Source organism: Peribacillus sp. NPDC046944 (assembly GCF_050272735.1).
Classification (GTDB): domain Bacteria; phylum Bacillota; class Bacilli; order Bacillales; family DSM-1321; genus Peribacillus.
Genome location: NZ_JBNNML010000008.1, coordinates 22168 through 39065, shown reverse-complemented (window position 1 = coordinate 39065; position 16898 = coordinate 22168). Strand labels below are relative to the sequence as shown.

15 protein-coding genes and 1 pseudogene are annotated in these 16898 nt (G+C 38.3%); 3 read left to right on the top strand and 13 right to left on the bottom strand.

From position 1 onward, the window contains the following. Window positions 1–3: 3 nt before the first annotated feature. The 5 genes from ACQKIC_RS15195 to ACQKIC_RS15175 form a co-directional block, all read right to left on the bottom strand. Window positions 4–795: a putative hydro-lyase gene (locus ACQKIC_RS15195; RefSeq protein WP_427591818.1), complete on the bottom strand. Its 792-nt coding sequence runs from the start codon at window positions 793–795 to the stop codon at window positions 4–6. A gap of 48 nt (window positions 796–843) precedes the next feature. Then, window positions 844–1983, bottom strand: a complete 1140-nt coding sequence (locus ACQKIC_RS15190; RefSeq protein WP_402873167.1) for an NRAMP family divalent metal transporter — start codon at window positions 1981–1983, stop codon at window positions 844–846. 114 nt (window positions 1984–2097) lie between these two features. After that, window positions 2098–2856: a 5-oxoprolinase subunit PxpA gene (gene pxpA / locus ACQKIC_RS15185; protein ID WP_427591817.1), complete on the bottom strand. Its 759-nt coding sequence runs from the start codon at window positions 2854–2856 to the stop codon at window positions 2098–2100. A 621-nt stretch (window positions 2857–3477) separates the two neighbouring features. Further along, window positions 3478–3870, bottom strand: a complete 393-nt coding sequence (gene mscL / locus ACQKIC_RS15180) for a large conductance mechanosensitive channel protein MscL (protein WP_402959683.1) — start codon at window positions 3868–3870, stop codon at window positions 3478–3480. Window positions 3871–4007: 137 nt separating this feature from the next. Continuing rightward, window positions 4008–5477, bottom strand: a complete 1470-nt coding sequence (locus tag ACQKIC_RS15175) for an MFS transporter (protein WP_427591816.1) — start codon at window positions 5475–5477, stop codon at window positions 4008–4010. Between the two features lie 322 nt (window positions 5478–5799). Here ACQKIC_RS15175 and ACQKIC_RS15170 point away from each other — a divergent pair. Then, window positions 5800–6141: pseudogene (locus ACQKIC_RS15170) on the top strand (DUF6176 family protein); the annotation flags it as partial. A 269-nt stretch (window positions 6142–6410) separates the two neighbouring features. Further along, window positions 6411–7838 carry an aldehyde dehydrogenase family protein gene (locus ACQKIC_RS15165; RefSeq protein ID WP_427591815.1) on the top strand — a complete coding sequence of 476 codons (1428 nt, stop codon included), beginning with the start codon at window positions 6411–6413 and terminating at the stop codon, window positions 7836–7838. 524 nt (window positions 7839–8362) lie between these two features. Here the strand turns inward: ACQKIC_RS15165 and ACQKIC_RS15160 are convergent. Both ACQKIC_RS15160 and ACQKIC_RS15155 read right to left on the bottom strand, forming a co-directional pair. After that, window positions 8363–9193 carry a DUF2935 domain-containing protein gene (locus tag ACQKIC_RS15160; RefSeq protein ID WP_402872444.1) on the bottom strand — a complete coding sequence of 277 codons (831 nt, stop codon included), beginning with the start codon at window positions 9191–9193 and terminating at the stop codon, window positions 8363–8365. A gap of 294 nt (window positions 9194–9487) precedes the next feature. Beyond that, window positions 9488–9697 carry a hypothetical protein gene (locus ACQKIC_RS15155; RefSeq protein WP_402872441.1) on the bottom strand — a complete coding sequence of 70 codons (210 nt, stop codon included), beginning with the start codon at window positions 9695–9697 and terminating at the stop codon, window positions 9488–9490. Window positions 9698–10138: 441 nt separating this feature from the next. Between ACQKIC_RS15155 and ACQKIC_RS15150 the strand changes: the two genes are divergently transcribed. Continuing rightward, the gene (locus ACQKIC_RS15150) at window positions 10139–10456 is read left to right on the top strand and encodes an iron-sulfur cluster biosynthesis family protein (RefSeq protein WP_427591814.1); all 318 of its coding nucleotides are present in this window, start codon (window positions 10139–10141) and stop codon (window positions 10454–10456) included. Window positions 10457–10523: 67 nt separating this feature from the next. Here ACQKIC_RS15150 and truA read toward each other — a convergent pair whose 3' ends face one another. From truA to ACQKIC_RS15120, 6 genes are all read right to left on the bottom strand, one after another. Further along, on the bottom strand, window positions 10524–11261 hold the full coding sequence (gene truA, locus ACQKIC_RS15145; protein WP_427591813.1) for a tRNA pseudouridine(38-40) synthase TruA: 738 nt from the start codon (window positions 11259–11261) through the stop codon (window positions 10524–10526). Window positions 11262–11895: 634 nt separating this feature from the next. Further along, window positions 11896–12753, bottom strand: coding sequence for an aspartate/glutamate racemase family protein (locus ACQKIC_RS15140; RefSeq protein ID WP_427591812.1), 858 nt, complete (start codon window positions 12751–12753; stop codon window positions 11896–11898). A gap of 98 nt (window positions 12754–12851) precedes the next feature. Next, a complete protein-coding gene (locus ACQKIC_RS15135; RefSeq protein WP_427591811.1) occupies window positions 12852–14159 on the bottom strand; it encodes an MFS transporter in 1308 nt (435 codons plus the stop codon). Window positions 14160–14298: 139 nt separating this feature from the next. Next, the gene (locus ACQKIC_RS15130) at window positions 14299–15678 is read right to left on the bottom strand and encodes an FAD-dependent oxidoreductase (protein ID WP_427591810.1); all 1380 of its coding nucleotides are present in this window, start codon (window positions 15676–15678) and stop codon (window positions 14299–14301) included. Between the two features lie 4 nt (window positions 15679–15682). Continuing rightward, on the bottom strand, window positions 15683–16129 hold the full coding sequence (locus ACQKIC_RS15125) for a GlcG/HbpS family heme-binding protein (RefSeq protein ID WP_427591809.1): 447 nt from the start codon (window positions 16127–16129) through the stop codon (window positions 15683–15685). Window positions 16130–16148: 19 nt separating this feature from the next. Further along, on the bottom strand, window positions 16149–16883 hold the full coding sequence (locus ACQKIC_RS15120) for an SDR family NAD(P)-dependent oxidoreductase (RefSeq protein ID WP_427591808.1): 735 nt from the start codon (window positions 16881–16883) through the stop codon (window positions 16149–16151). Window positions 16884–16898: the final 15 nt, after the last annotated feature.

Here is a 16898-nt window from a genome sequence, read left to right as displayed (position 1 = left end):
TTATTATAAAACACCCAACTTTTCATCCCGGATATCTGTTATGAACATATGTCCTGGTGCATGCGTAATCATAATGGCTGGTTTTGTTTCCATCGCGATGGATTGAGGCGTAACACCACATGCCCAGAACACCGGAACTTCCCCTTCATGAATGGTCACCGCATCACCAAAATCCGGTTGATCAATAGAGGAGATGCCAATCGCCTCTGGGTTTCCGATATGGATTGGTCCACCATGTACGGCAGGAAATCGTGAGGTAACCTGAGCAGCTCGAACGACATCCTTTTGAGGAATCGGGCGCATGCTTACTACCATTTCCCCATGGAAAATACCTGCTTCTATACAAGGAATATTCGTTTTATACATAGGAACATTGCAGTCTTCCTCAATATGACGAATCGAAATATCATTGTTCAACAAAGCATGTTCGAAAGTGAAGCTGCAACCGATTAGGAATCCCACCATATCATCTTCCCAATAATCCGAAATATCCGTCACTTCTTCTACCCATTCACCATATTTATAGATGCGATATTTAGGGATATCTGTACGGATATCTCCTGCCTGAGCAGCGAACTTAGGAACAGGAGAACCAATTTCAGTTACATCCAGTAAAGGGCAAGACTTAGGGTTACGTTGACAAAATAACAAAAAATCGAATGCATGCTCCTTTTTTAAGATAGCAAGGTTTGCTTGCGCATACCCATTTGCCATCCCAGCAGTCGGTTTGGTCCATTCATTATTACGGATCATGGAGCGTAACTCTGCAGGGCTCGCTTTGGAAAAATCAATCATATTAGACATCTCCTATGTAATTGGATTTTGCTCTTTTATTGAATGCTATTAAAATAGTGATGGTAGTTGGGTAATTAATGTATACCCACCCATCAATGCCATAACAACTACAACGAACACACCGGAAATCGTTAGCCACAATGGATGTTTATAGTCACCTACAATATTCTTCCTATAAGCGGCGATTAATAGTGTTCCAAGAGCTATCGGTAAAATGAGGCCGTTAATTGCCCCTACCACAAGGAGTACTTTAACCGGTTTACCTATTAATAAAAAGCAAATGGTGGAAAGAAGGATAAAGCCAATAATAATCCAATTCGCTTTTTTCTCTATCCTTTGGCTGAATGTTCTGATAAATGAAACGGAAGTATAAGCAGCACCTACTACTGATGTTATGGCAGCTCCCCACATAACAACACCAAAAATTTTATAGCCAGCATTTCCAGCGGCAAGTTGAAATACGGATGCTGCGGGGTTTTCAGAATCAATTTGCAAACCTTTTGAAACAACACCCAAGACAGCTAGAAATAAAGCAATTCTCATAACGGTGGTAATTAAAATGCCTACTACGGAACTTTTCGTAACTTCTGGAAGGGCACCGACACCTTTGACTCCCGCATCTAATAGACGATGTCCACCTGCAAATGTAATATAACCACCCACAGATCCCCCAACTAACGTAACGATTGCAATAATATCTATCTTATCGGGAGCAAATGTCTTCACTACCGCTTCCCCTACTGGAGGAGAGGTTGTCCATGCTACGTAAACCATCAAACAGATCATTACAAAGCCAGCAATCTGTGTAAATCGGTCCATGGCTTTTCCTGCTTCTTTCACCACAAAAATTAAAACAGCAATGACAGCGCTAATGGCTGCTCCAGTTGTTGGAGACATCCCTGTCATCGCGTTTAAACCAAGTCCAGCTCCAGCGATATTCCCTATATTAAATGCAAGACCTCCCAGAACGATGAGAGCCGCTAAAACGTAACCTAGCCCAGGAAGAACCATGTTAGCAATCTCTTGTCCTCTTTTTTCAGATACAGCAATAATTCGCCACACATTAGTTTGAGCAAAAATATCGAGAATAACAGAAATAAGAATCACGAATCCAAAACTTGCTGCCAGACTTTGAGTATAAACCGTTGTTTGCATTAAAAATCCTGGTCCAATAGCTGACGTTGCCATAAGAAATGCTGCACCCAACAATAAAGTTTTATTGGTTTTTAACTTATTTGGAATTTTATGTACCGATGTATTTTTGATTGGCTCCAATAGAATCTACCTCCTAGATGTTTGTTATTATGCAAACGAACTGACTGTAATTTCAGATAACTTTAACGATTTTTTAACATGACTCGCAAAACTTAATGCGTGAGTTCCATCTCCATGTATACAAATCGTATCTGCCTTTATTGCTACTTCCGTTCCTTGCTGGGACAAGACCTTTCCTTCCTTAACCATTTTAATCACTTGAGCTACAGCTTCATCGTCGCTTTCAATTAATGCATTCTTTTCCCTTCGAGATGTCAATGAGCCATCATCTTGATATGTACGATCGGCAAACACTTCACTAGCAGTCTGTAAACCAATAGATTGACCAGCGCGTATCAATTCACTTCCCGACAAACCGAATAATATTAGTTGTGGATTAATTTTATATACGGCTTCTGCAATGGCAAGTGACAAATCTTTGTTTTGAGCCGCCATATTATAAAGTGCCCCGTGTGGTTTGACATGCTGCATCCGTCCTCCTTCAGATTGCAAGAAACCATTCAATGCACCTATCTGATACACCACAATATCATAAGCTTCCTGAGGGGAAATATTAATATTTCGTCGACCAAAACCCATTAAATCTTGTAAACCAGGATGGGCACCGATCTTTACATCCTTTTCCAAAGCTAACTGAACTGTTTTTCTCATAACAGTTGGATCCCCAGCGTGAAAACCGCACGCAACATTCACTGAAGTAACATAATTTAAAATTTCTTCATCATTTCCCATTCGATAGGCTCCAAAGCTTTCTCCTAAATCACAATTCAAATCAACTGTATGCATGATTGTTTCCTCCATTTCAACGATAACTTAATACTTTTCTCATAGATTGATAGTTTGTAAACTAATTCATACGGTTCCGAAATTCGGAATGTCAGTTTCATATTTCGGAATTTTCTAAATTATATCATTTGATTTTAAAATACACAATACACTTGTTAGATTACCTAACATTATGAAATGCCGGGATATGGAAATTATCCCCTATTTTTATAGGCAGTTTTTCCTGAACGTTTAAATCCTGAATGACCCCGTCCTCTTAAATATTTCATAGAGCTGTCCGTTACTTCTTCACCCTTCTGACTTGGAGCCCATCTATACACTTGAATAATTCCATAGTACTAATTTTTTAAAAAATTCTCCCAATATGAACTAATGAAAAAAGACCAGAGTAACATCTCTTAAAAATAAATAGGCAATCAAGCATCTATAGCAACACAAAGAGTTCCATTAGATAAGGGGAAAGCAAGCTTTCCAGCTAGATATGAAACAACTGAAATAGTCTTAATAAAACTTCTATATACATAAAAAAGAACATGTCTGGAACCAAACTGTTCCAGACATGTTCTTTATCATTCTATTTATTTTCTATATAACCTTACCGTGCTCAGAAAATGAAGAGATTCATCTCCTGTCATCCTCGCGTACATTTTTTTGCAAAAGGTCACGGATATCCTTTAAATATTGTTCAGTTGCTGGTGCTTCCACCACGACCTCTTCTTGCTCTTTTTTTCTAAAAATAGAATTTGCCAACTTCATAAATATGAAAATAGCAAACGCAATAATCAAGAAATCAATCACGGCTTGAATAAACGATCCATATTGAATGACCGCACTTCCCACCGTTATGGACAGTGAAGAAAGATTGATTCCCCCTAGTAAAATCCCAACAATCGGCATGATAATATTTTCAACTAGTGACGAAACGATTTTTCCAAATGCCGCCCCCATCACTACTGCAATAGCCAGATCAAGTACGTTGCCTTTAGCAATAAACTCCCTAAATTCCTTAATCATAATACCTACACCTTTCAATCTATAAGTGCTACAAGTTTATCAGATTTACACGAAAAAATGAACAAGTCTAGAAGCATCAATAGAAAAAAGGCATAAGCTAAAGTACGTAAAACAATCCTGCATTCCTTTTTCATTAATCATTTCATACTAAAATCAGAAATTTTCTTGCTCTTTACCCTTTTTCGAATATCGAAAAGGACAACTATTAGAAATCCTGTGAGCACCACACCCGTGAGCATAAACCCTCCAGCGATACCAATCCGTAAAAAACCAAGAACCGATGAACCGACAACTACACCGATAGAGAAAAATGCATAAAAATATCCATAAGCCTGTCCACGTGTTTCAGGTGTCGTTGATTGTATCAAGAGTGTATTAATAGAAGGGAATAAACTTGAGAATCCAATCCCGTATAGAATCATTACAAGATATAATGTCAACGTCGTCGTCATTTGCCCAATCAACATTTGGCTAATGGCTAAAATAGCCACACCAATAAGCATTGTATACATAGGATCAACCCGGTTAAACACTCGATTTGTCGGTAAAATAAATAGGAAAACCGCTACAATTCCAAACATGCTCATTAGTGTACCGGACATCCGGGAACTATAGCCAAGTGCTTCTACATGCAAAGGTAGCAAATAAGCCAATGCCCCTTGGGAAAACATCAAAAAGAACGCACCCATAAATGCTTTTTGTACATCCCGATTCCACTTGAATGAGACATGCGACGCTTCTCTCTCTTGCTTCTTGACGTGTACTTGACGTAATAAAAAAGAGCAAACAAGTAATAAGACACCGAGTGCGCCTATTACGGTGAAAACATTCGGAACGGACGTTTTACTCGCCATTATTCCACTGAAAGCTGGTCCTATAATGGCAGCAATCCCCACGAATGATCCAGTTACCGCACTCTTACTCCCCTGTTTATCATGCGCAGTTGTATTCGCTAGGAGCGTAAATGCAGCGGGTACAATTAGGCCACCAAAAAAGCCGTGTAGAGATCGAACAATAAGCAAAGTCAGAGGGTCATCAACGAAATGATAAGAAAATAATGATGCACTCGTAGCGGCCAGTCCAAATAACATCATCGAGAGTGGACCAATTTTATCCGTTAATATTCCCGATGTGATATTGCCAAATGAGTTCGTAAAAGAATATAAACCGACCACAATGCCTGCAATAAATGCACTCGCCCCTACTGACTTCGCAAATGTACTCATGACCGGAAGCTGAGCAAATAAGTCTATAAATGAAAAGAATATAATGCTATAGATAATCCATGACATTCGGAAAGGCTTAACAGGGTAGCGATCTTTCACTTTTTTTAAATAAACGTCAAAGATAAAATTCCCAAATGGAATAAAAGCGACAAATACAGCGGCAAGTGACCAACTAATCGACCACTGGATGCGAATAGCTGCATATAGAATGCTTCCAATATACAAGAGGAAAATACCCCCGTGTATACTACCATTAATCGTCACTGCAAGCGGTAAATCAGCAAAATATTTTAGTGGCATAGCAATAAGTAATAACGTCAGTAATGAAATACCATCCAAGATTCCTGCTATGCGTAAATAATCTATAGGTGAACGACGCATTTTAGCTCTCCTTATCATTAAAGTAGTTTCTTTTCTTAATTTATACAGGTATACAGTAATTTTACTATAATCATATCTTAATTAGATTAATATTTGAATAAGAGTGCTTATAGGTTCTATAAAGATACATTTAAAACGAACTACGTATTATTATATTATTAAAATGAAAGGAATCGGTTAAAACTTCAAATCACACTATATGGATAGATACTATCGTTCCTTATATATAATCATACACTGTAGAACTGAACATTGTTATTTATTTCAAAACTATATAAAATATGTAACGTAGATAAGTTATCAAATTTTATGGAGGATATGCATGAATGTAGAACTTACAAGATTTAGAGTGAAGGAAGGAAAATCAGAACAAGTAGATGAATGGTTAAGGTTTCTTAATGAAAATATGAATGAAGTGCTGATAACGCTTGAAGGTGAAAAGATGTATGTAGAAACGATATTTAGAGAGATTCTAAATGGTGAGGAATATCTATATTGGTACTCTGTCCAAGGTGATAATGGTCTCGAAGTGAACGATTCAGATCACTGGATAGATAAAAAACATGTAGAGTATTGGAAAGAATGTATCGATGAAACATTTAGGCCGGTCGATTTAAAAACCGAAGTAGTGATGACCCCTCCTAATATAAGGGAAATGATGAAAAGACCTCAATTTTTTGAGGTCTTTTTTGTATTTCACACCCCCTATTTGTTTGGAAGCAGTAAAACTATCAAACCTTGCCTATCACCGCTTGAAAACATAATTTAGGTTTATGAATTTTAAATTTAAATTTCCATATGATACATCATTTAAGATTAATTGGTACCTAAACCCATTTTCAACTATCCTATCCAGTTACAAGTAATTATAACGTTTACTCTTCATTATACAGGGAAAAAACCTAATATAAATGAAGAAAAGGAGCTGGAATAATGCATAACTATATACAACAATATATTAATGGTGAATGGGTGGATTCCACAAGTACAGAAACGATTGAAGTTATTAACCCAGCTACAGAAAAAGTCATCGGGAAAATTAGTGCTGGTACTAAAGAGGATGTCGATCGTGCAGTTGAAGCCGCACGTGCTGCCTTCCCCTCCTTCTCTAGAATGGATATAGAAGACAGAATTAAGCTTTTAGAGAATATTGCTAAAGAATATGAAAACCGGAAAGATGATCTAGTCAAAGTTATAACCGAAGAGTTAGGTTCTCCTATTACTCGTAGTGAACAGATTCAGTACGAGATGGGCTTACAGCATTTTAAAAAAGCGGCGGAACTTCTTAAATCCTTCGAGTTTACGGAACAAAGAGGAAACACCTTAATCAAAAAAGAAGCAATTGGCGTTGCCGGTCTTATTACCCCCTGGAATTTCCCGACAAATCAACCTTCTACCAAACTAGCAAGTGCATTTGCTGCAGGTAGCACGGTCGTATTAAAGCCTGCCGCCATGACACCATTTGCGGCGATCATCCTAGCAGAGATTTTTGATAAAGCCGGATTACCTAAAGGGGTATTCAACTTAGTAAATGGGTCGGGCTCAACCATTGGGGACGCCATCAGTTCTCATCCAGGTATCGATTTCGTTTCCTTCACCGGTTCGGGTCCCGTGGGTACGAAAATCATGGAAAATGCGGCTCAAGATATAAAGAAAGTGTCACTTGAACTAGGAGGGAAATCTCCGTTAGTTATTTTAAAAGACGCAAATGTTAAAGATGCGGCACGAACAGCCATTTTAAATGTTGCGATGAATACCGGACAAGTTTGTACAGCGGCAACACGGACCATCATTCCAAAATCGATGCATGATGAATTCATTGAGGCCGTCAAAGAAGCACTTCCTGATTTCCCCGTAGGTGATCCACAAGATAAAAATACCTTCATGGGACCGCAAGTTTCTAAAGAACAATGGGAAACTGTACAGTCTTATATAAATAAAGGTACAGAAGAAGGAGCCACTCTTGTCGCTGGTGGGCCAGGAAAACCAGATGGACTCGATAAAGGATATTTCTCAAAAATCACCGTTTTCACTAATGTAAAAAACGATATGACCATTGCCCAAGAAGAAATCTTTGGACCTGTCATGTCCATACTGACTTATGAAACCATCGATGAAGCCATCGAAATAGCCAATAACACAAAATATGGTTTAGCCGGGTATGTATTCGGTCAAAATCCAGATGAATTGTTCAAAGTGGCTTCAAACATTCGGGCCGGCCAAATCACGGTCAACAATCCAAAAACAGACTTCTCTGCTCCATTCGGCGGTTTCAAACAGTCAGGAATCGGTCGTGAATGGGGGGATTACGGAATCGAGGAGTTCCTAGAACCGAAAGCTATTATAGGTATGCCCTCTTAAGGGTTTATGTGGGTGTCCTTGTCGGGCACCCTTTAACTATGATGGAATTAAACATAATACTTCCTTATAAATGCCCACATCTCAACCAATTTATTTCCTATATCTATCCAGATAAATCTGATTTACTATAGTAGTAGCAATGAATGATTACACTTTGATGGCAATCTATACATTGGTTTCCCTACATCTACTTTCAACGATACCTGAAAGTTCGACCAAAAGGCATGTAATATTTTTGAATGCCCGACCAAGCTAATAGACTTCAATAAAAATCTTAATTATGCAAAAAAAGGGATAGCCTCTCAAAGTTGAGAGACTATCCCTTTTTAATATGAAGCCCTAGCCCTACGTGTCAAACTAATTTTATTTTAAATTAATTGGATTTAAGATTTTTGCTTTTTGATTTAGATAATTCAAAGATGGTTCCGTTAGTTAACATACTGTATTATTAATAATCAATGTTTGATCCAGCGCATTGACCTGTAACACTATAGCACTTGCTTCATCAATCTTTTCGCAGTTAATTACTTTGTAAGATGTGCTTCGAACATGTCAATAATTTCAAGAAATCTTTCAGCTTCACGGAAAACATGGTCTGCTAATAAAGGATGGATAATGCTCTTAATTTTACATTCCTCAATTAGATCCCGAGCTGTTTTCTTGAAATCTCGAAGCGAAACTACAGATACCCTATTCTGATCAAGAAACTGATCTAAAAGAGGACCGGTCTTTGATTGTGGTTTCATAGACTCTAAGTCTGTAGCCTGAAACAACAATTGATCAAAATCATTGCTAAACTCCCTTGCCATATCCACAAGCTTTCTTTCCGATGGATCAAGGAGATGTCCAATGAATTTGGCATGATCGGCCATAATTCTTAAGAAAAAAACATTCTCTTTGATTATTGCATCAGGAAGTGGTTTCAACTTCCCTTCATTTAATTCAATTAACCGTTTTCTAAAATAATTTGCTTCTCGACTTGTATGGTCCACTAAAAGCGGGAAATTGTTTGCTCCTGGTAATTGACCGGTTAGTATCAGTCCTAATACTTTCCTCTTAAAGGCAAATATACCTGTCGCAGCCTGTTGAACTTCCGAATTAAACCTTTTAATTTGTTCTGGATCGGTTTGATTTGTAAAAGAATGTGATTGTTGCTCAACTTTTTCAAACAATTGATAATACTGATTTGCTTCTTCAATTAACTGTGTATCGTCACATCTAAAACCCAATCTAAGAAATAAAGAGTGTTCCTTCATAATTCTAGACCAAAAGCGAATTTCATCTAAAGACCGTGCAACAAACATTCCTGTAGCTGTTCCCATATTTGAACCTTGTGAGTTTTCATTCCAATTCATACTATGCCCCCAATATCATGCATAAATAAAATACCTTTAATATTGTATTAGCAAGTGTTCATAAAAATACTGCCAGCCTGGATAAAATATATGATTGTACATTCAAAAGGCCTCGAATTGGCAGCCCTATAATGGCCTGAATTCTACAAGATTTCGAATGAGAGGCTTGTATGTTCAACAGTCATAATTAATAAAAAAAGTCGCTCAACTACTGATTTCTCAGCATGTTGAACGACTTTTCCGATTTGGTTACGGCAGGATTTGAATATTCCTTAGTGATTTATTCCCTAAAAATCAACGTGAAGGTTTAGGAGCTGAACAATCTGAACAACTTCTCTGATTGCTCCCTTTAAATTTAGTGAAAGATTTTTCAAAGATATTTCCGCATGAACATTTAAACTGTAGTTTTTGAGAGTACCCAAGATATTCAGTAGAAAGTAATTCACTATCGGAATTCTTTGTGACATAGTCACGGATATTTTCAATAGTCCATTTTTTATTCATATTAACACACCTCCGATAGTGTTTCCGAATTAAACAAAGGAAGAAGTTTCGGATAATTCCCTTTCAATGTAGGTAAAAGGCTACCCAATCTACTTGAGTACCCTATTATAGCATTACTTTTATCATATAACACATAGCTCTTTCATATTTTAAAGTATATGAACCCCTTTCATTCTGAAGGTAGAAGGCTAACATCCTCCAAAGAGTAGAATTGTCAGCCTCTACTATTTTGCCACTTACTCTTTAGCCCTTTTTTTAATGGGTAACTAGGGGGATTTTATCTAGGCAGCTTTTACATAAGATTTCTCTTCATTTAACATTTAATGGACACATTAGTTTATAAACAATTGGGTATATGAATGAATAGAATGTTTAACCAGTCGTTTATAATTTTCTTTGTATTGATATTCATGATAAGTAATTTTTATGGAGTGTTGTTAAATGCATATTGAGCTTAAAAAGGAAGCAGTAGAACAATTAAGAAAAGTGGATTATAAAAAGAACGAAGGTATACGAATCGAAGCCATCTACCTTGGAAGCTGTTCTATTTATGTGGAACACGAACTGAAAATTGACAATCAAACAGAAGAAGATGAGAAATTCATAATCGATGGAGTGCCTATATTAATATCAAGTGAATCCAAAAAGCATTTACCGAATAAAGTATTTCTTAGCTACAGTGATAGTCTTGGATATAAACTATATTCAGACGAAGAAACTTTGAGATATTATCTCCAATTGAAGAGAGTAAATGAATAAATAACTCAAAAAAAACCAACTTCAATTTCAGTTGGTTTTTTGAGTTTAATCTTGTCGTTGGTCTGTTTTAAAACTCGACCGTTTCCAAGTACAACCCAGCTGGGTCTGCCATACGACCCGTTTGGATTCTTTCTTTCGACTCGATGATACTTGGGATATTTTTAGCATCTATTTCATTCAATCCGACTTCTATTAAGGTCCCGACAATCTTTCTAACCATATTATAAAGGAAACCGTTACCTCGCACTCTAATTTCGATGAAGCCGGATATTTCTTCTATATCAATAGAATATATTTCACGAACCATGGATTTCTTCTTTGACTTTGCATTTGAATAGGCCGTAAAATCGTGACTGCCTATAAAGTACTGACTACCTTCTATCATGCTTGATATATTGAGGTTTTCCTCAACATGCATACTGTACTTTCGCATGAATGGATTTGTATATGGTTTGTTCCAGATCTTATACAAGTAGGTCTTATCCTTCACATTATAACGGGCATGAAAACGTTCAGGAACCAATGTAACTTCCACAATACTGATATCTCGTGGTAAATACCTATTCAAATAATTCATGACTTCAGTTTCAGTCATATTCAAACTCATCTTAAAATTGGCAATTTGGGAAATCGCGTGTACACCCGAATCGGTTCTACTACACCCAATGATTTCAATGGGTTCTCCTACCATTTCTGTTAATACACTTTCTATTTTTCCCTGAATCGTATTTTCACTATCGCCAAGTCGTTGCCAACCCTGATAGCGTCCACCATCATATTGAATGGTCAATTTGTAGTTATTCATTACTTCCTCCTACTATTATTACTAATGAGTATATCCAAAGAAAACTAGCCCTCACGTAACCCTTCATGAGGGATTGAATGATTCTTTCATTATTAGTAACACTGGTAATTATTATGTGTAATGTCTTCAAGTCACAGAATAGGAAATTCCGATATACATATCCGGTTTCGGAAATACTCTTACAATCTTTAATACATGGTCTATGTAAAGATATACAAACTTCATATTATCCATTATAAGCTTGGCAACCCAGCTGAGTACTTCATCATAGTGTACCAAAGCGGCAAACATCGTGCAAAGAAACAATATATTCAAACAAAAAACACGAATATACCGATCTGGATAAAAAAAAGAAGTAACTGTTCTTACTCTCACTATAGAAATGATTTAGGCATTGGATATGCATCTAAGTTTACATACTTATGGAGCGAGTTAAAAGGCTAATTATGTCCAAAGATTTCCCATATTAAAAACAGGTGGAGAAAAGCGTTTCTTTTTCATCCTCCTGTTTTTATTTTATTTTTTTAAGCTAAAAGCAGTTGAACATCCAAATAAACTGGATATCTTCATGTGATAAATTTCCTATTTAATTTACGATTCAAACATTTTAGTTACAAATAATAATATTTGAGTTTTAAGTTAAAGACGTTTTTTCCCCGCCTCTTACCGGGAGTCCATGGTCGTTTTTGCAATCCGGAACAGGAACCAATCCGTAAAGTCCACGAAGCCTTGCTACTGCGTCTGCAGGTGGTTTTGAATTGTAAAAACCTCGTCGAGTCATGTAAACACCTGAATTCTTCTTAAGATCCACTAACGATTCACACATCTTAATCCCAGCGGCAAAAGAGTCGATCACCGGAACATCCCCAATCCTTGATATGCCATGGGTTGCCAGGAATACATTCATTGGTCCTTCTCCCGGTACGATTATATCTGCTCCCTCAGCAATGGCCTTTTCAGCAGCCTTTTTGAATGAAGCTATGACTAGCTCAGGATTTTCGAACCCGGCCAGCACATCGTCAAAACCAATCTCCGTCTGTACAATGGGACCGAGTTTCCCTCCCAAGCCATATCGTTCCGCATTTTGACGAAGCTCATCTGCTAGTGGGGCCAAGAAATTCACCACACCGATTCGATCACCAAGCATGGAAGCAATATGGAAAGAGGCTTGTCCATACCCGATAACCGGAATATCCACCAATGTACGGGCTTCTAACAGACCCACATCTGGAATTGTACCGATGAACATGGCATCATATCCAGCACTTTCAGCCATTAATGCTGCGCGGACAAACTGCTCACGGTGTAAATTTTGAAGATAAGAATAAGTAATAAAATGTCCAGGGTAATTCGATGGGTAAGTCTCTTTCTCCATTCCGTGGAGAACAACCTCCACCCCCGGGCGAGCTACACGATCAATGTGTTTTAAAACAGCATCCCTGTATGGAACCACTGATTCAATACTGGTTAGACTTTGATGCCAGATTTTCATGAGTTACCTCCTTAATATTAGAAAATGTGTGCAATTTACGAAAAGGGAATATTACATTTATCAATTACATTAAAATCTTACCCAAGCGTATTGTCGGTTTACACTTCCTTGCCAACATTCAGTGGGAATTTTCTATGATATTGATTCAAGGTAATGAGCGTCAGCAAACTAACAAGCATAAACCCTGTAATGACTAGCATACCTTGCTGTAAATTTAAGACACCTAATACCATCGGCCCAATAAAACCACCCAAAGATGACAAGGTACTTACGAGAGCGATTCCTGCAGGTGCTGTAGATTCACTGAAGAAAAAGGTTAAATAAGCATAAAATGAACCCGAAATTCCATATAGTCCTGCGGAAGCTATTGAAAGCATTAAAATCATTAATGGTATGGTTGTAACAAAGGCACATCCGATTAAGCCAACCATAGCAATTGATACACAAACAGCCAGATGTTGTTTATGCTTATTGGTTCTGTCCCCATTCCAACCAACAAATAAAATCGAAGGTATGGCAACCAATGGAGGTATCATTGCAAGCCAACCGACTTCCATGTTTGAAGTACCGGACGCAGAAAGATTTTTAATAATGGTCGGTATCCAGAAATTCAGACCGTTCACAGCTACAAATCCTGCAATATTAAATACTGACAGTTTCCAAACATTCGAATCTTTCAGCATACCCCTATGCGAGGTTTTATTATGTTTTGCAGCTAACTTTCTTTCCGTTTCTAGTTCCCCTTCCAGCCATGTCTTTTCTTCATTTGTTAACCATTTTGCTTGGGCAGGGCGATTTGTCAAATAAAACAGCACAATTATGCCTAGCATTACAGCTGGGAGGCCTTCGAGAATAAACATCCATCTCCAGCCAGATAACCCACCCCAAGCTATCTTATCGATAATCCAAGTTGAGAGCGGTGCACCAACTAATGCAGCTAATGGGAGAGCAATAAAAAACGCTGCAGTTGCTTTTCCACGTTCCCGGGCACGGAACCAATACGTTAAATACAAAATGATGCCAGGGGTGAACCCTGCCTCGGCGACACCTAACAAGAAGCGTAAGATATAAAGATGCACTGCCGATTGAACGAAACCGGTAAGTATGACTATGATTCCCCAGGTAATCATGATGCGAGCGATCCAAAACTTTGCCCCAACCTTTTGCAAAATCATATTACTAGGTACCTCAAATAGACAGTAACTGATATAAAAGAATCCTGATAGAAGTCCAAACATTTCGGCCGATAACGCCAGTTCAGCATTCATTTCTAACGCAGCATATCCCATATTAACCCGGTCAAGGAAAGCAACAATATACAAAACCAAAATAAAAGGCAAAATCCTTACCATTGTTTTCTTCAATGTACTTCTTTCAATTTCCTGTATATTGATATTCTGGCTCATATCTATTTCCTCCCACTGAATGGGTTTTCCAAAAGACTAATAGTCTCTATATAACTGAAACCAGTATAGGTCATCTCCTGTGAGGCTCTTCATCCAGACGTCCATTTTTTAAAAGAATACAGAACAGCTACGCACATTTTTATTTTGTTAACGATTTTCCATCCCTCAACTTATTTATAGCTTGGTTCGCTGCCACTCTACCAAAAATGGCTGCTTTCCCTAAAGAACTCCCTGTCATGTACCCTGCTCCATGAAATCCACCAACCATCTCTCCTGCCGCATACAAACCAGAAATCACTTCATTAAATGGATTGATGACTTCTGCTCTGGTATTAACCCGTACACCTGCGTATGTCGCTAGCATAGCCGCAACGGTTTCCATCGCATAATATGGTGCTTGTTGAATTGGCAACGGCGTTCCAAATGTATGAGTTAAAGTTCTTCTACCAAATGCATCGTTTCCTCTAGCAATCCCTTCATTATATGATGCGACGGTCTGGATTAAGCTTTCAGTAGGTAGTTGAAGTAAAAGAGCTAGCTCTTCTAAGGAATCTGCTTTCACTATTAAATTTTCTGAATATAAAAGATCAAAATCATATAGGGCATCGTTTTTTACACTTTCATTCATAACTGCTTCATCAAAGACTTGAAAGGTTTTTTGTTTTTGTTGTAATGCTGCATCGCCTAATAATTTGTAAGAAATCGATTCATTCACAAAACGGTTGCCTTCTTCATTTACAATGATGCCACCCTTATAGAATGTATGGGCTTGGAGCTTTCCCCCATTAGTCGATTTTGGATGAAAACCATATGTGCCTTTCAAATTCGGAAAATCTATTAACCATGCACCTACAGAAGCTGCTAACTTTAATCCATCTCCTTGATTCCCGGTCCCTCCAAGGCGAATCGTACCATCTAATTGAGGGGCATATAAATGCAGCATCTCTTCACTTTGAGAAAATCCACCAGTCGTTAAAATCACACCTGAATTGGCAAAGCATTCTTTTTTCTCACCATTCTGTTCATACACTACACCTTTAACTGAATCTTCCTTGATGATCAATCGATTTACAGGGCTATTCAAATACAAGATAGCTCCATTTTCCACTGCCTTATTCCTTAGCGTGTAAATTGCTTGCTCCGGTATGATTGTATGTCCTCTTGGATTAGAATGGCCACTCACTGCCTGACAATCTTGAAACTGAATACCATGTGCTACGAGCCAGTTATATGTTTCCAGTTGATGTTTTCCATACGCTTTTACTAGCGCCTCATCATTTTGATGCTGGCCAACCGTTAACATATCTTCTATTAAACTAGGAGTTGAGTCTTGGATGCCGAGACGTTTTTGAAAATCCGTTCCAGCAAAGGCCATAAAACAACCGCTTAAAAGGGAACTGCCCCCAATGGTATCTTGTTTTTCAAAGATAGCGACGCTTAATCCTTGCTCGGTAGCTTCCAGTGCGGCACATAGGCCAGCCATCCCAGCCCCGACAATAATCACATCTACTTGGTTCATTACCTTATACTTCCTTTGTTACTGCTAACAAAACGCTTAGCCCGGCTTCACACACTTGCATATCATGCGTGTAATGCCCACCGCTAACACCAATCCCCCCAACGCACTCACCATCTACCTGGATTGGATATCCTCCACCAAATACCACAAGGCGATTTGTATGTACTAATCCAGCCATTAATGGTGGATCATCCTTCAAGCGATCATACCATTCATGTGTCGCACGATTATAAGCGGCTGCTGAAAATGCCTTATTTTGAGCGATTTCCAATGCCAAGACAGGCGTACCGTCCATAGCAGAAAACGCCTTTAAATTTCCCGCTTTATCCACGATAGAAATCGCAAAGTTCATGCCTAACTCTTTCCCTTTCTCTTCTGCCTTTTTAAGTATCTCCTTAGCCAAATCCAATGTAATTGTTTGTTGTGTGTAAACCTGTTTCAATTCTGTCATTATAAACTCCCCCATTTCATTATTTTGTAATTCCAACTGGCAATCCAGCACCAAATGCTTCTACAGAAGTTGCCGATATAGCCTTACTCTTTGGTAAAACTAAATCCACGATTACATAGGCTATATCGATGGGATGCAGCCATCCTGCCTTATTGATATTTCCGCCTAGTGCTGCGGTCATTTGCGTGTCGACAGGTCCCGGACATACTGCATTCACTCGCACGCCATAAGGTTTTAATTCTTCTCCCAATGCTTTCGAAAAACCGATTACAGCATGTTTTGAAGTGATATAAGCACTGCGATCCGGACCACCTTTAGTACCCCATATAGATGAAATGTTCACAATAACTCCATCATTTTTTTGCTTCATTTCCTTTACAACTTGTTTGCAGAAATAGTACGGACCATGTACATTCACATCAAACATCCTTTGCCACTCATAAGTTGATGTTTCAGTAAAAGGTTTTAAAAGCATTGCTCCTGCATTATTAATTAAAATATCAACCGTCCCAAGTTGTTCCCTAACCTTCTCTACAACCGATTCCACTTCCTCTTCATTCGCTACATCGCATGAAACGGCAATTGCTTTCGTGCCATAAGTGTTTTGAATAAACTCTGCCACGTTTTCACATTCCTGCAGATCTCGGGCGCAAATGGCCACCTTTGCTCCGTAGGAAGCCAGTAAAATGGCGGTTTCTTTCCCAATCCCCTTACTGGCACCTGTTATAAGTGCCACTTTTCCCTCTAGTTCCATTTAAGACCTCCTCCT

Coding starts and splice junctions, on each gene's coding strand:
- ACQKIC_RS15130 (WP_427591810.1), bottom strand. CDS start 15,678: ATGAACCAAGTAGATGTGATTATTGTCGGGGCTGGGATGGCTGGCCTA.
- ACQKIC_RS15155 (WP_402872441.1), bottom strand. CDS start 9,697: ATGAATAAAAAATGGACTATTGAAAATATCCGTGACTATGTCACAAAG.
- ACQKIC_RS15190 (WP_402873167.1), bottom strand. CDS start 1,983: ATGGCAACGTCAGCTATTGGACCAGGATTTTTAATGCAAACAACGGTT.
- ACQKIC_RS15135 (WP_427591811.1), bottom strand. CDS start 14,159: ATGAGCCAGAATATCAATATACAGGAAATTGAAAGAAGTACATTGAAG.
- mscL (WP_402959683.1), bottom strand. CDS start 3,870: ATGATTAAGGAATTTAGGGAGTTTATTGCTAAAGGCAACGTACTTGAT.
- ACQKIC_RS15125 (WP_427591809.1), bottom strand. CDS start 16,129: ATGACAGAATTGAAACAGGTTTACACACAACAAACAATTACATTGGAT.
- ACQKIC_RS15175 (WP_427591816.1), bottom strand. CDS start 5,477: ATGCGTCGTTCACCTATAGATTATTTACGCATAGCAGGAATCTTGGAT.
- ACQKIC_RS15165 (WP_427591815.1), top strand. CDS start 6,411: ATGCATAACTATATACAACAATATATTAATGGTGAATGGGTGGATTCC.
- truA (WP_427591813.1), bottom strand. CDS start 11,261: ATGAATAACTACAAATTGACCATTCAATATGATGGTGGACGCTATCAG.
- ACQKIC_RS15120 (WP_427591808.1), bottom strand. CDS start 16,883: ATGGAACTAGAGGGAAAAGTGGCACTTATAACAGGTGCCAGTAAGGGG.
- pxpA (WP_427591817.1), bottom strand. CDS start 2,856: ATGCATACAGTTGATTTGAATTGTGATTTAGGAGAAAGCTTTGGAGCC.
- ACQKIC_RS15160 (WP_402872444.1), bottom strand. CDS start 9,193: ATGAATTGGAATGAAAACTCACAAGGTTCAAATATGGGAACAGCTACA.
- ACQKIC_RS15140 (WP_427591812.1), bottom strand. CDS start 12,753: ATGAAAATCTGGCATCAAAGTCTAACCAGTATTGAATCAGTGGTTCCA.
- ACQKIC_RS15150 (WP_427591814.1), top strand. CDS start 10,139: ATGCATATTGAGCTTAAAAAGGAAGCAGTAGAACAATTAAGAAAAGTG.
- ACQKIC_RS15195 (WP_427591818.1), bottom strand. CDS start 795: ATGATTGATTTTTCCAAAGCGAGCCCTGCAGAGTTACGCTCCATGATC.